Genomic DNA, 13,345 nt, shown 5'->3' on the forward strand with positions numbered 1-13,345 from the left:
GGCCTATCCGCCGGAACCCGAGTCCGGCTTCGGTGTCTCCGGTCCCGGTGGCGGAGCCTCCATCTCCGGCGCCTCAACGCTGGTATCCGGAGCAGCGTCGGTCCCGGGGGTGGCAGCCTCGGGCTTCGGCTCGGGCTTCGCTGCCTGCGGCTTCGTCTCGGGCTTCGGCGCCGGAGTCTTCATCATCGCCCCGGTCATGGGGATGAAATACACGCCGACATCCCGCCGCGAGTGGATCTTGCCCTCCTCGTCCTTGGTGTAGACGTACAGGATCTGCCCGCGCTTAAAGGGCTGGCCGATCGGGATCACCAGCCGCCCGCCCGGCTTGAGCTGCTTGAACAGCTCCGGCGGCGCATACTGGGCGGCACAGGTGACGATGATGATGTCGAACCCGCCCGCGACTTCCGGCCAGCCGTAATAGCCGTCGCCCACCTTGGTATGGACATTGGTGAAGCCGAGCGGGGCGAAGATCCTGCCGACCGCGCGGCCAAGCGGCTCGATGATCTCGATCGAATAGGCCTGCTTCACGATACGGCTGAGCAGCGCGCTCTGAAAGCCGCTGCCGGTGCCGATCTCAAGCGTCACGTCGCCCGGCTTCGGTTTGGCGATCTGGGTCATGTACGCCTGACCCAGGTAATCCGACAGCGCCGAGCCGTAGCCCAGCGCCCAGGGCTTCGGCGTTTCCTCGTAGGCGACGCCCGGCGTCGCCTGGCGGTTGTCGTACTGGTAGTGGAAATACTCACGCGGCAATTCGCGAAAGGCCGCCATCACCGTCGGATCGGCCTCGCCGAGGCGTTCCTTCAGGTAGGTCTCGATCCGCTTCATGGCCGCGGGCTTGCGCGCCTGGATGGCCTGGAACTGCGTCTCCGACAGCTCGGTCGGGCGGCCGGAAGCGGCCATCGCCTCCAGATAGGCCTGCCGCGTCCAGGGCGCGGCGGCTCCGGCGCGGCCGGCCAGCAGCGGGGAACCGGCGACCAGCGTGGCCGCGGCGCCGGCGGAAAAACAGCGACGTGTCAGGGAACTGCGCTTGGAGACCACTGCAAATCTTTCTGCCTGCTGGAGGGACAAGAGACGACCGCCACCGCATACAGCAGCAAAGCCAGCAGCAGAACCCGGTCATAGCCGGAGGTGATGGCGATCAGGTTGGCAAGCGGGGTCGCCACCACGCTGAAGGCGCCGTTGAGCCCCCAGGCCCAGGGCAGGAACCCGCCATGGCCCATGCGCGACAGGCCGAGCGGGAACGGCAGCCCCAGCGCCACCGAGGCCGGGGCCAGCAGCGCCAGCACCACCGCCGCGCGCGCCGCAAACGGCAGGTCGAGCGTCGCCAGCATGAAATCCTGCAGCCCCAGCAGCAGGGCCGCACACCAGGCCAGCACTACGCCGCCGGCGATCGCCACCCCCAGCCGCTCCCGCCCGGCGAAGCGTCCGGCGAGCATGCTGCCGAGGCCGGAGAAGATCAGCATCCCGGTCAGCACCAGCGCGAAGGCGGTGGTGCGGTCGTTGAGATAGAAACTCGCCCGCTCGATCAGGAAGATCTCGATCGCCAGGAAGCCGAGCCCGAGGGTCGCGAAATAGAGCGCCGCCCGCGCCGCCCCCACCCGTTCCGTCCCGGCGTCGCGGAAGCGCCGCCCGCCGAGCAGCGGCACCGCCAACACCAGCAGCGCTATCACCACCGCCTGGGCCAGCACGGCAAGATTGACCAGCGGCCCGATCTCGGCCTGCGGCAGGATCTCCAGGCGGTTGAGAATGGTGCCGAGCTGCGACAGGCGCAGTACCGCGTAGAAGGACGGGCGGTCATAGGTGATCGGCGCGAGGTTGAACGCGGCCCCGGAGGCGGTCGGGTCGCCGCGCAGCACCGCCAGCGCCTCGTCGGCAATGGCGTCGTGCGGGCCGTCGCCCGAGGTGACCTCGCCCGCCTCGAAGGAAACCGCCGGCAGGTCGTTGTAGATCGAGGCCCGCGCAGCGACGACGTCGATGCCCGGGTAATAGCTGATGTCGAAGGAGCGGTCGTCGCAGAACCGCTTCGCCACGGCGATCCGCCCGGCATCGAAGGGCGCGTTCGATACCAGCACACGCACGTTCCAGGCGGAGCGGTAGACCAGCACATGGGCGGGAACATCGGTGATGCCGGCGCGCAGCAGGCCCTGCCGCACCGTCGCCAGCACCCGCACCGCATAGGCCGGGAATTCGCGGATCGAGACGGGAATCGAGATGATGCCGCCCGGCGCCAGTGCCTGCAGGTAGGTGGCGATCGCCTCGGCGGCGAAGGCGCTGGCATTGGCCTCGGCGGCGTCCAGGAAATCCGGGGCGATGTCGATGATGTCCCAGCCCCCGCCCGCCCGTGACGCCGCGATCGGGCTCACCTGAGAGATCGCCGCGCCCGCCACCGCCGGGGACGGGCCGAGCCCCTGCCGCAACGCCCCGCGCAGCACCGGCTCGGGTTCCAGCGCCAGGATGTCCGCCGCGCCGAGCGCCCGCGCCTCGGCGATGCGGAAGCCGCCGGAGGCGCCGGCCAGCAGCACCCGCCCATGCGGGCGCAGCTCATACGGCAGGGCGGCGAGCGTCGCCCCGGCATAGGGCGCCTCGGCCGCGGCCTTCGGCAGCGCGGCGAGACGGTTGCCGTCGCGGTAGAGCCCGAAAGTCTCGGGCGGGCCGGACAGGCCAAGCATCCCGGCGTTGTTGGAGATGTCGGTGTCCACGCGCTCGGTGAAATCGTCGAGCAGCATGTAAAGGCCGCGCGGCGAGGTGATCTGGCTGACCACCTGACTGTCCGGCACATGCAGCGGCGCGTAGATCGCCTTGAAATCGTTGAACTGTGCGTGGGCGCCGAACAGCAGCAGCGCCTCGCCGCCGAGCAGCGCCGCCAGCGCCGCGCCGAGCACCGCGCGGCGCCGCACCCGGGCGAACAGGGCGGCGGCGGCCAGCGGCAGCAGCAGGCAGGGCACCAGCCGGAACGGGTGCACCAGCGCCATCAGCCCCAGCGTGGCCAGCGCGCCCATCCCCGCCCCGGTCAGGTCGAAGCCGTAGACGCGGCCGACATCCTGGTCGTTCAGCACGAAGCAGAGGCTGATATAGAGGCCGGAGAGGAAGAAGAACGGCAGCAGCCCGGCATAATACCCGGCGATGTTCCAGAGCTGGTCGGCGAAGGTCGCGGGATTCTGCAATTGCAGCGGGTTGAAGGGATTGATCGCCACCAGGTGGTAGCCCAGCGCCGCCGCCGCGATCAGCCCGACCGGCAGCCAGGCCAGCCAGGCCGCGCCGTGCCGGGCAAAGCGGTCGCGCGCCAGCGCCATCACCACGCCGCTCAGCGCGAAGCCGGCGAGCACGATGGAAATCACCCAGTAGCCGTATTCCGACCATTTCGCGACGGCGAAGGTCCGGGTCAGCGCGATCTCGTAACCAACCGTCGCCAGCGACACCAGGAACAGCGGCGCCAGCGCGGAGAGCCCGGCCCGTGCCCTCACGGCCAGACGCGACGGCGGATGAAATCGGTGACCACGCGGTCGAAGCGGTCCGGATCGTCCACGAACAAGGCGTGGCCGACGCCTTGCATGATCACCGTCTCGGCGTTCGGGTGGCGCTGCGCCACGTTCGCCGCCTGCCCGGCCCAGGTCGGGCGGACCACGTAGAGCACCGGGTGCGAGGTGGAATAGAGCGCTTCCTTCCAGAACGTGCGCGGCACCGGATAGGAGAGCAGCGCCGCCGCGGCCGCGGGCGGGGTGCGCAGGCAGGCTTCCACCAGCCGTTCCAGATAGGATTTCGGCAAAGGCCGGGTGAACATGCCGTCGACGAAGGCGCGCATCCGCTCGGCGCGCGTGGGCGGGGCGCCACGGCGGCGCGGCGCGGCGGAGCCCGAGCCACTGGGCGGCGGGTCCTCGCCCACCGAATTGTCGATCAGCACCAGCCCGGCCACGCGCCGGTCGCCATGGCCGTTGATATAGGCGAGGCTGTCGAGCACGCCGAGCGACCAGCCCATCAGCAGCACCGGCTCCGGCCCGAGTTGCTCGAGCAGTTCGGCGATGTCCTGCCCGCGCCGCCAGGGATCGTGGCCGCTGCTTGCCACCTCGCTCTCGCCCTGCGAGCGCGGGTCGAAGGCCACCACCCGGTAGAAGCGGGAAAAGGCACGGATCTGCCGGTCGAAGATCCAGGCCGGCATGGTCCAGCCGGGGACCATGACGATGGTACGGCCCTGGCCGACCTCCGTGTAATGCAGGCGGACGCCGTCACTGGTGACGAAATACCGGTCCGCCGCCAGCGCCGGCCTGCCAAACAAGAGGCAGGCGAGCAGGAAAGTGGCTGTTGCCGAGGCACGAAGCATGCGCTCAACTGCCAATACCCTGGAGTCATGTCAACCAAGACGTCATGGACGACCAACCTCCTTCCCGCCGCGGCGCGATCATCGCCCTGCTTGCCGTCATCGCGATTGCCGTGCTCGGAGTCTGGCTGTCGCAAGCATTGCACGAAGCCAGCCGCACCGAGGACTGCCTTCTGCAGGGACGGCGTAATTGTGCGCCGCTGACCCCCGGCACCGGCCGGTAGGGCCGACATTCTGGCCTGACCGGGCCGCCGCCGCACATGCCATCCGCGATTTCGCCATCATCCCGGCCAGGATTGGACTTCATCCGGCATCGGAGACGAACCATATTCAAACCGGCATGCCTGGATTTCCAGGCGGCTTTTCCACCGGCGGTCCGCAACGGCGTCTCCCCGAACGCCGACCGGCCATGCTGCCGGCAGCGCGCCTTCACGTCGGCCACAGGATCAATCCCATGACCCGCCCCCTCCTTCGCTTCGCCCTTCTCGCCCCGCTCGCGGCCGCGGCCTGTACGGTGGCACCGCCGACCGGCCCGTCCGTGGTCGCGATGCCGCGCCAGGGCGAGAACTTCGCACAGTTCCAGGCGCAGGATATCAACTGCCGCAACTACGCCAGCGGGCAGATCGGCTACGGCGACCCGGCGCGGGCTGCCAACCAGAGCGCCGTCGGCAGCGCCGTGCTGGGCACGGCGCTCGGGGCCGCGGCAGGGGCCGCGCTCGGCTCGATCGGCGGCAATGCCGGGGCCGGCGCTGCCATCGGCGGCGCGGGTGGCCTGCTCGCCGGCGGCGCGATCGGATCCAGCAACGCACGGACCTCGGCCGCCTCGTTGCAACAGCGCTACGACATCGCCTACACGCAATGCATGGTGGCGGGTGGCTACACCGTGCAGCAGCCCAGCTACCCGGTGCCGGTCTATTCCTATCCCGCGCCGACCTACTATTACGGTCCCACCGTCAGCTACGGCGTCGGCCGCACCTGGTAAGTCAGCGGCCGACCGGCTCCCGGATGGCGGCGCGGTGATGCGGGAATGATACGCTCGCCGCGCCAGCGGAGTCGTTGCCAGGGCTGACGACTCCGGCCCGCCCGCAGCCGGATCGGTTCGCCTCCTGAAAATCCCGGCCTCCGGCACCCGGCCTGCCCCCGACAAGGTGCGGCCGCGCTGGCGGACCGCGCCCGGCCGGCGCCGGCCGCGCAGATCGCCCCTGCCCCCGAGCGCAAGAAAACTTCAATACAGGGTCGCGGCGGGCGCAGAGATGCAAACCGGGAAAGCTTCGTACGCAAAGATTCTTTGCCGTTCCTCCCGCGGCCCGTTCACGGCCGGCGGTACCGGGATGCCTCGGAACACCGCCAAGCCTTTGATCTGGATCAAGGCCGCTTTGGCACGCCGCCGTCACAAGCCGGGACGCGAACAGGCGCCAGCACAAGAAACAGGCCGGAAAGGGCCGGACCATGCGGGTTTTCCCGCGCCAACTCCCGGCTGCAACCGGGTTGCATCCGAAACTTGTCCCTCTTGCTTGCCCCTGCCCGCGCGGGCATGGTGCCGCCGATTCTGAACAGGCGGCTGCCCCCCGCCTCCCTCGCCAGCACGAAAGGATACCCGATGCGCCTTGCGGTGCTGAAGGAACGCGGCGACTTTGAGACACGCGTCGCCGCCACGGCAGAAACCGTGAAGAAACTCGCAGGCCTCGGCCTGACCGTCGTCGTCGAAAGCGGCGCCGGCCTGGCCTCGGCCATTTCCGACGAGGATTACCGCGCGGCCGGCGCCGAGATCGCGCCCGACCCCAAGGCAACCCTCGCCGGGGCGAACATCGTCTTCGCCGTGCGCACCCCCGCCCCCGCCGAGCGTGCCGCCATTCCGCGTGGCGCGCTCCTGGTCTGCACCGCCGGCGCCCATGCCGACCGGGCTCTCGTGCCGTCGCTGGCCGAGGCCGGGATCGACGCGGCGGCGATGGAGCTGTTGCCGCGCATCACCCGCGCGCAATCGATGGACGTGCTGTCCAGCCAGGCCAACCTCGCGGGCTACCGCGCCGTCATCGAGGGCGCCGCTGCCTTCGATCGCGGCTTCCCCATGATGATGACCGCGGCCGGCACCGTTCCGCCCGCCCGCGTCTTCGTCATCGGCGCCGGCGTCGCCGGGCTGCAGGCGATCGCCACGGCACGCCGCCTGGGCGCGATCGTCTCGGCCACCGACGTCCGCCCCGCCGCGAAGGAAGAGATCCGCTCGCTGGGTGCCACGTATATCGGTGTCGACGACGCCGAGAGCGCGCAGCAGACCGGCGCCTATGCCCGCGAGATGACGGACGAGTTCCGTCGCAAGCAGGCGGAGCTGATGCTCACCACCATCGCCAAGAACGACCTTGTCATCACCACGGCGCTGGTGATGGGCCGCAAGGCGCCCGTCATCGTCACCGAGGAGATGGTGAAGGGCATGAAGGCAGGCAGCGTGATCGTCGATCTCGCCGCCGAGGCCGGCGGCAACTGCGCGCTGACCACGCCGGGCGAGCTGACAATCACGCCGAACGGCGTGAAGATCCTGGGCTGGCGCAACTGGCCGGGCCGCATCCCGGTGGCGGCGAGCAGCCTTTATGCGCGCAACCTGCTGACCTTCCTGAATACGTTCTGGGACAAGGCGGAGAAGGCCCCGAAGCTGCCGCCCGAGGACGACATCGTGAAGGGCGTCATGCTCACCCGCGGCGGCGCCGTGGTCCACCCCGATTTCCTGCCCAAGCAGGCAGCCTAACTCCCCGGAGGACTGACAAGGATGAACCTGATCCAGCTGGCCGACCAGGCCATGATGCTGGCGGGCCAGGCGGTTGCGCAGGCGGCCCAGGCCAGCGGCATCGAGCCGGTCGCCGAGGCGGTGGAACCCTTCGTGTTCCTCTTCGCCATCTTCCTGATGGCCTGCTTCGTCGGCTACTACGTCGTGTGGAACGTGACGCCGGCGCTGCATTCGCCGCTGATGGCCGTCACCAACGCGATTTCCTCGGTCATCATCGTCGGCGCCATGCTGGCGACCGGGCTCGCCGTTTCCGGGGCTGCCTCGGCCTTCGGCGCGATCGCGGTGGCGCTGGCGAGCGTGAACATCTTCGGCGGCTTCCTGGTGACCTACCGGATGCTGTCCATGTTCAAGTCCAAGAAGAAGGCGTGAGGGCCAGATCATGTCCGCATCCCTCACTTCGTTCCTGTACCTGATCGCCGCGGTGCTGTTCATCCTGGCGCTGCGCGGTCTTTCCCATCCCGAGACCTCCCGCCGGGGCAACCAGTTCGGCATGATCGGCATGGCGGTCGCCGTGCTGGTCACCCTGTCGCATCATGGCATGTTCTCGGGCGCGGGCGTTCCGCTGATCCTGCTGGCCATGGCGATCGGCGGCGGCGTCGGCGCGTTCGTCGCCTGGAAGATCCAGATGACGGCGCTGCCGCAGCTGGTGGCGGCCTTCCACTCGCTGGTCGGCCTGGCCGCGGTGTTCGTTGCCGCCGCCGCGCTGAACGCGCCGGAAGCCTTCAACATCGGCACGCCGGGCCACCTGCACACGCAGAGCCTGGTCGAGATGTCGCTGGGCCTGGCCATCGGTGCCATCACCTTCTCCGGGTCGGTGATCGCCTTCGCCAAGCTGCAGGGCATCATGAGCGGGGCGCCGATCACCTTCCCCAACCAGCACCGGTTCAACGCCATCCTCGGTGGCGTGATCTTCCTGCTGGTGGTGCTGTTCGTCGCCACCGGCGGCAACCAGACGGTGTTCTGGATCCTGGCCCTGCTCTCGGTCGCGATCGGCTTCCTGCTGATCATCCCGATCGGTGGCGCGGACATGCCGGTGGTCGTGTCGATGCTGAACAGCTACTCGGGCTGGGCGGCGTGCGGCATCGGCTTCACCGTGCAGAACCTAGCGCTGATCGTCACCGGCGCGCTGGTCGGTGCTTCGGGTGCGATCCTGTCCTACATCATGTGCAAGGGCATGAACCGCAGCATCATCAACGTGCTGCTGGGCGGGTTCGGGTCCGAGGGCGGCGCGGCCGCCGCGGGCGGCGCGAAGGAGCAGCGGTCCGTCAAGTCCGGTGCCGCCGACGATGCCGCGTTCATCATGAAGAACGCCGCCAAGGTGATCGTGGTGCCCGGCTACGGCATGGCGGTGGCGCAGGCGCAGCACGCGGTGCGTGAGATGGCCGACCTGCTGAAGAAGGAAGGCGTGGACGTCAAGTACGCCATCCATCCGGTCGCCGGCCGCATGCCCGGCCACATGAACGTGCTGCTCGCCGAGGCCAACGTGCCGTACGACGAGGTGTTCGAGCTCGAGGACATCAACAACGAGTTCAGCACCGCGGACGTTGCCTACGTGATCGGCGCCAATGACGTGACCAACCCGGCGGCGAAGACGGACCGCAGCTCGGCGATCTACGGCATGCCCATCCTTGACGTGGAGAAGGCGGGCACGGTGCTGTTCATCAAGCGCTCGATGGCGTCGGGTTATGCGGGCGTCGACAACGAGCTGTTCTTCCGCGACAACACGATGATGCTGTTCGGCGACGCCAAGAAGATGACCGAGGAAATCGTCAAGTCCCTCGGCCACTGATTTCGGCTTAACGAATGGGATCCAAGGGCCTTGTGGCCCTTGGTGGAGGTCCAGGAGGCAAAGCCTCCTGGGCTTTCTTTTTTATTTATCCGACCACCCGCAGCCTCGGCTGACCGGTCAGCACCAGGTCGCGGTAGACATCAAGGTAATCCTGCGCCATGCGCCGCGCGGTAAAGCGCGCCTCGAAGTGCTGGCGGACCGTGCGCCGGTCGATCCGGTCCAGCCGTTCCACTGCCGCCACCGCGCCGGTCTCGTCCTCGACGATGAAGCCGTTGACGCCGTCCTCCACGATTTCCGGGACGCTGCCGCGGTTGCAGGCGATCACCGGCGTGCCGCAGGCCATGGCCTCGATCATCACCATGCCGAAGGGCTCGGGCCAGTCGATCGGCGTCAGCAGGGCGTGTGCCCCGCTCAGGAACTCGGCCTTCTGTGATTCGCCGATCTCGCCGATCATTTCGGCGCCACCTTCGGCCAGCATCGGCCGGATGACCGTATCGAAGTAATCCTGGTCGACCCGGTCGACCTTCGCCGCCATCTTCAACGGGATGCCGCAGCGCCGGGCGATGCGGATGGCGCGGTCGGGCCCCTTTTCCGGCGAGATGCGGCCAAGGAAGGCGAGATAGGACGGCACCACGCCGGGCACCGGCCTGAGCAGGTTCTCCGGCAGGCCGTGATAGATGGTGGCCGCCCAGTTCTGCTGTCGCAGCGGCCGGCGCTGGGCGTCCGAGATCGACACCAGCGGCAGCTCCGGGAAGGCGGCGTACACCGTCTGCAGTTCTGCCAGGTCGAGCCGTCCGTGCAAGGTGGTGACGAAGGGCGTGGCCTGACGGGCGAACAGCGGGAACGGCAGGTAGTCGAGGTGGAAATGCAGCACGTCGAAATCGCCAGCGCGACGGCTGACATGTTCCAGCAGCAGCGTGTGCAGCGCCACCACGTCGCGCACCCCCGGATCCAGTCGCAGCGCGCGCGGCCACAGTGCCTCCAGCGTTGCCGAGGTGCAGGAATCGCCGCTGGCAAACAACGTCACCTCATGGCCCATCTCGACCAGCTCTTCGGTAAGATAGGAAACAACCCGTTCGGTGCCGCCATAAAATCTTGGAGGAACCGCTTCAGACAGGGGAGAGATCTGAGCGATGCGCATATTGGTCTTTCCCTGAACGACATTCTACTACAAGTCACATAATCTCATAGATGTTGGGCATGATTAGGGCAGTGATTGCCCCAGATTTGCCCCATTGCAAAGTTCTACTTAGTGCGTCGGGCAGAACAGTCCGCAGCATGCAACCCCACTTGCTCGAGGGCGGCTCCCAGCGACGGAACCGCGAGGCAGCCGGTCCTTTATGCGCCGGCGCAGGCACAGGAGTTTCGGTACATGCAGGCTTCTCCGGTCCTTGTCAGAACCGGTCATCCGATTGCCTTCATGCTCGGCTATGCCCGGCAGCGGTTACCTGGCCATGCGGTGCTGCTGGTTTCGGTCATCGCCGCCGTGGCCTTCTCGGTCGGCGCGCAATACGGCGTGAAGAACCTGGTCGACTCGCTGTCGAATCACGGAGATGTGTGGATGGCCTTTGCCATCCTCGCGGCGCTGGTGGCCGCCGACAACCTCTCCTGGCGCGTTGGCGGCTGGGTCGCGACCCATGTGCTGGTGGCGGTCACGGGCGACATCCGCCGTGACCTGTTCCGCCACCTGACCGGCCACGCGCCGTCCTATTTCGCCGACCGCCTGCCCGGCATGCTGGCCGGCCGCATCACCGCGACCTCGAACGCGATCTACCTCGTGGAAAGCATGTTCTTCTGGAACGTGCTGCCGCCGTCGCTGGCGGTGCTGCTGTCGATCGTGCTGCTCGGCACCGTCGATCCGGTGATGGCGCTGGTGCTGATCGCGGTCTCGGCCTGCCTCGCCGCGGTGATCATGCGCATCGCCGCCCGCGGCGACGCGCTGCACCAGGACTACGCCACCCAGGCCGCCGCGGTGGATGGCGAGCTGGTCGACGTCATCAACAACATGCCGCTGGTGCGCGCCTTCGGCGCCACGCTGCGCGAGCGCGAGCGCTTCGCCAGCAAGATCGACCGCGAGATCCAGAGCCGTGGCCGCAGCCTGCGCTACCTGGAAAAGCTGCGGCTGTTCCACGCCGCCTCCACCGCGGTGCTCACCGCCGGCCTGCTCGCCTGGGCGGTGATGCTGTGGCAGCAGGGCCTGGCCTCGGCCGGCGACGTGGTGCTGGTGTGCACGCTCGGCTTCACCATCCTGCACGGGTCCCGCGACCTTGCGGTGGCGCTGGTGGACATGGTGCAGCACGTCGCCCGGGTCAGCGAAGCGCTGGCCACCCTGCTGCTGCCGCACGAGCTGCAGGACCGTGAGGATGCGCAGGCGCTGCCGGCGCCGCGCGGCGAGGTCGCCTTCCACAACGTCATCTTCTCCTACCCCGAGGCCAGCGCCGTGCTGCGCGATTTCACGCTTGGCATCGCCCCGGGGAGCCGGGTGGGCATCGTCGGCCGCTCCGGCTCGGGCAAGTCCACCGTGCTGGCACTGCTGCAGCGGCTGCGCGTGCCGCAGGCCGGGCGCATCCTGGTCGATGGCGTCGACATCGCCGACCTGACGCAGGAAAGCCTGACCGCGGCGATCTCGGTGGTGCCACAGGATGTCATGCTGTTCCATCGCTCGGTGATGGAGAACATCCGCTACGGCCGTCCCGACGCGCATGACGAGGAAGTGCGCGCCGCCGCCGAGGCCGCGGGCTGCCGCGAGTTCATCGAGGCGCTGCCACAGGGCTGGCTGACCCTGGTGGGCGACCGCGGCGTGAAGCTCTCGGGCGGGCAGCGCCAGCGCCTGGCGATCGCCCGGGCCTTCCTGCGCAACGCGCCAATCCTGGTGCTGGACGAGGCGACCAGCGCGCTCGACACGGAGAGCGAGGCGGCGGTGCAACGGGCGCTCGACCGGCTGATGCAGGGGCGGACGGTGATCGCGGTGGCGCACCGCCTGTCCACCCTGCGCGACTTCGACCGCATCGTGGTCATGCAGAACGGCCGCATCGTGCAGGACGGTTCCCCGGCCGAGCTCGAGAACCGCCACGGCCCCTATCGCGAGCTGCTGCGCCGGCAAGGCTTCCGCGTGATCGAAGCCGCGGCATAGGCAGGCGCGTCCGCTTTCCCCGATCGTCGGGGAAAGCCCAGCTTCCAGCAATCGACTCCGCGAGGCCCGTGATGGCCGGTGATCCGGCCCATCACGGGCCTGTTGATTCCGCGAGCGCCCTGGGGCATGTGGCCAGTCTGCAGGCTGCGTCTCAATTCTGACGGGTATGTGAAAGAATTATACGCATTCGAACCAGGACAGGAACGGAACGGTAGCGTATGTATCCGCCGCTTCGTCTCACGCGTGCCGCCGGGGAAAGTCATGGCGCTGCTGGACCGCTTCGATCTTGCCATCCTGGGGCTGCTCGCAGCCTGCGTGGGCGAGAACCAGCAGTTCCACGCGGCGATGCTGGCCCTGGCCCAGTGCGATTTCGCCCAGGGCATCTTCCTGGTCATGCTGTTCTGGTTCGCGTGGTGGCACACCAGCCCGCAAGAACCGCCTGCCCGGCAGGAAGAGCGCCGGCAGACCCTGTCGCTGGTGCTGCTCACTTCGCTCGTGGTCGTGCTGCTGTCACGGGCACTGCAATCAGTCCTGGCGGTACACCGGCATCCGCCGGGGCTTGAGGCCGGGCAGATCGCGCACCTGCGTGACGCCATGGAACTGGGGCCTTGGGGCTCCTTTCCGAGCAGCCACGCGATCCTGTTCTTTTCCCTGGCGGTCGGGCTGTGCTGGGTGAACCGGCGGGTCGGCCTGCTGGCGCTGGCGTGGTGCGCGGGGATGATCGAGTTCCCGCGGCTGTATCTGGGCCAGCATTATCCAAGCGACGTGATGGCCGGGGCGGTGTTCGGGATCGGCTGCATGCTGGCCGTGCTGTCGCTGCCGCTGGAACAGACACGCGCGCGTCTGGACCTGTGGCGGACCAGGCATCCCGGATCATTCTATGCCGGCGCGTTCTGGATCACGTGCGAGTTCGCGCATCTGTTCAGCCAGTCCCGCAATGCCGCAGGGCTGGCTTTCAATCTTCTGGCCCCACACTGACGCGGGCCGGGCCGTCGGAACCGGCTGGCGTCACCAGCGCGGCCCCCAGCCGCGATATCCCCAGCCATAGGGACGGCGCCAACCATAGCCATAGCCGCCGCCACCGACCACGACGCCGCCGGACACCACGGGCGGGGGAGCATAGACATAACCCGGGGCATAGGCGTAACCAGGCCCATAGACGGGGGCGGGATAGGCGGGATAGGCCACGCAGCCGCCAAGAGCCAGGAGTGCGGCCATGGCGGCCACCGCCAGGCTCCGGCTGCGAACGTGATTCCTGCGCATGGTGACCATGCCGGCTTCTCCTTGCGATCGCACCGACCAGAAGACGCCGCGATTGCGGCGTCTTCA

The 13,345-nt window shown here is 68.4% G+C and carries 12 protein-coding genes; 7 read left to right on the forward strand and 5 right to left on the reverse strand.

Annotated elements, in window-relative coordinates; all coding sequences use genetic code 11:
- Positions 1-3: 3 nt before the first annotated feature.
- From NBY65_RS27165 to NBY65_RS27175, 3 genes are read right to left on the reverse strand one after another with little or no spacing between them, the layout of a single operon-like run.
- Positions 4-1,038: a protein-L-isoaspartate O-methyltransferase family protein gene (locus NBY65_RS27165; protein ID WP_239003086.1), complete on the reverse strand. Its 1,035-nt coding sequence runs from the start codon at positions 1,036-1,038 to the stop codon at positions 4-6.
- Positions 1,014-3,464 carry a spermidine synthase family protein gene (locus NBY65_RS27170; RefSeq protein ID WP_150044418.1) on the reverse strand — a complete coding sequence of 817 codons (2,451 nt, stop codon included), beginning with the start codon at positions 3,462-3,464 and terminating at the stop codon, positions 1,014-1,016. The genes NBY65_RS27165 and NBY65_RS27170 overlap by 25 nt, the downstream gene beginning before the upstream one ends.
- On the reverse strand, positions 3,461-4,318 hold the full coding sequence (locus NBY65_RS27175) for an alpha/beta fold hydrolase (protein WP_150044420.1): 858 nt from the start codon (positions 4,316-4,318) through the stop codon (positions 3,461-3,463). The genes NBY65_RS27170 and NBY65_RS27175 overlap by 4 nt, the downstream gene beginning before the upstream one ends.
- Before the next feature lie 44 nt (positions 4,319-4,362).
- Between NBY65_RS27175 and NBY65_RS27180 the strand changes: the two genes are divergently transcribed.
- The 5 genes from NBY65_RS27180 to NBY65_RS27200 all read left to right on the forward strand — a co-directional run bounded on the left by NBY65_RS27180 (position 4,363) and on the right by NBY65_RS27200 (position 8,883).
- Positions 4,363-4,539 carry a hypothetical protein gene (locus tag NBY65_RS27180; RefSeq protein ID WP_162530826.1) on the forward strand — a complete coding sequence of 59 codons (177 nt, stop codon included), beginning with the start codon at positions 4,363-4,365 and terminating at the stop codon, positions 4,537-4,539.
- Between the two features lie 230 nt (positions 4,540-4,769).
- Positions 4,770-5,297 carry a glycine zipper family protein gene (locus tag NBY65_RS27185; RefSeq protein WP_203330694.1) on the forward strand — a complete coding sequence of 176 codons (528 nt, stop codon included), beginning with the start codon at positions 4,770-4,772 and terminating at the stop codon, positions 5,295-5,297.
- A gap of 618 nt (positions 5,298-5,915) precedes the next feature.
- Positions 5,916-7,055, forward strand: coding sequence for a Re/Si-specific NAD(P)(+) transhydrogenase subunit alpha (locus NBY65_RS27190; protein ID WP_150044422.1), 1,140 nt, complete (start codon positions 5,916-5,918; stop codon positions 7,053-7,055).
- Between the two features lie 21 nt (positions 7,056-7,076).
- Positions 7,077-7,463: an NAD(P) transhydrogenase subunit alpha gene (locus tag NBY65_RS27195; RefSeq protein ID WP_150044424.1), complete on the forward strand. Its 387-nt coding sequence runs from the start codon at positions 7,077-7,079 to the stop codon at positions 7,461-7,463.
- A 10-nt stretch (positions 7,464-7,473) separates the two neighbouring features.
- Positions 7,474-8,883 (forward strand): NAD(P)(+) transhydrogenase (Re/Si-specific) subunit beta, encoded by a 1,410-nt coding sequence (locus NBY65_RS27200; protein WP_150044426.1) that lies wholly within the window; start codon positions 7,474-7,476, stop codon positions 8,881-8,883.
- A gap of 85 nt (positions 8,884-8,968) precedes the next feature.
- Here NBY65_RS27200 and NBY65_RS27205 read toward each other — a convergent pair whose 3' ends face one another.
- Entirely contained in the window at positions 8,969-10,024 is a 1,056-nt protein-coding gene (locus NBY65_RS27205; RefSeq protein ID WP_150044428.1) for a glycosyltransferase family 4 protein, read from the reverse strand.
- Positions 10,025-10,255: 231 nt separating this feature from the next.
- Here NBY65_RS27205 and NBY65_RS27210 point away from each other — a divergent pair, with 231 nt between their 5' ends.
- Positions 10,256-12,016 (forward strand): ABC transporter ATP-binding protein, encoded by a 1,761-nt coding sequence (locus NBY65_RS27210; protein WP_150044430.1) that lies wholly within the window; start codon positions 10,256-10,258, stop codon positions 12,014-12,016.
- Positions 12,017-12,277: 261 nt separating this feature from the next.
- Positions 12,278-12,994 (forward strand): phosphatase PAP2 family protein, encoded by a 717-nt coding sequence (locus tag NBY65_RS27215; protein WP_162530827.1) that lies wholly within the window; start codon positions 12,278-12,280, stop codon positions 12,992-12,994.
- A gap of 30 nt (positions 12,995-13,024) precedes the next feature.
- Here the strand turns inward: NBY65_RS27215 and NBY65_RS27220 are convergent, their stop codons facing one another.
- A complete protein-coding gene (locus NBY65_RS27220) occupies positions 13,025-13,288 on the reverse strand; it encodes a hypothetical protein (protein ID WP_239003088.1) in 264 nt (87 codons plus the stop codon).
- Positions 13,289-13,345 lie beyond the last annotated feature (57 nt).

The organism is Rhodovastum atsumiense (assembly GCF_937425535.1).
GTDB lineage: Bacteria > Pseudomonadota > Alphaproteobacteria > Acetobacterales > Acetobacteraceae > Rhodovastum > Rhodovastum atsumiense.

What these genes read in the sequence shown, in the direction of transcription:
- NBY65_RS27195 (WP_150044424.1), top strand. Translation starts at nt 7,077, where the DNA reads ATGAACCTGATCCAGCTGGCCGACCAGGCCATGATGCTGGCGGGCCAG.
- NBY65_RS27210 (WP_150044430.1), top strand. Translation starts at nt 10,256, where the DNA reads ATGCAGGCTTCTCCGGTCCTTGTCAGAACCGGTCATCCGATTGCCTTC.
- NBY65_RS27190 (WP_150044422.1), top strand. Translation starts at nt 5,916, where the DNA reads ATGCGCCTTGCGGTGCTGAAGGAACGCGGCGACTTTGAGACACGCGTC.
- NBY65_RS27205 (WP_150044428.1), bottom strand. Translation starts at nt 10,024, where the DNA reads ATGCGCATCGCTCAGATCTCTCCCCTGTCTGAAGCGGTTCCTCCAAGA.
- NBY65_RS27215 (WP_162530827.1), top strand. Translation starts at nt 12,278, where the DNA reads ATGGCGCTGCTGGACCGCTTCGATCTTGCCATCCTGGGGCTGCTCGCA.
- NBY65_RS27180 (WP_162530826.1), top strand. Translation starts at nt 4,363, where the DNA reads ATGGACGACCAACCTCCTTCCCGCCGCGGCGCGATCATCGCCCTGCTT.
- NBY65_RS27220 (WP_239003088.1), bottom strand. Translation starts at nt 13,288, where the DNA reads ATGGTCACCATGCGCAGGAATCACGTTCGCAGCCGGAGCCTGGCGGTG.
- NBY65_RS27175 (WP_150044420.1), bottom strand. Translation starts at nt 4,318, where the DNA reads ATGCTTCGTGCCTCGGCAACAGCCACTTTCCTGCTCGCCTGCCTCTTG.
- NBY65_RS27185 (WP_203330694.1), top strand. Translation starts at nt 4,770, where the DNA reads ATGACCCGCCCCCTCCTTCGCTTCGCCCTTCTCGCCCCGCTCGCGGCC.
- NBY65_RS27200 (WP_150044426.1), top strand. Translation starts at nt 7,474, where the DNA reads ATGTCCGCATCCCTCACTTCGTTCCTGTACCTGATCGCCGCGGTGCTG.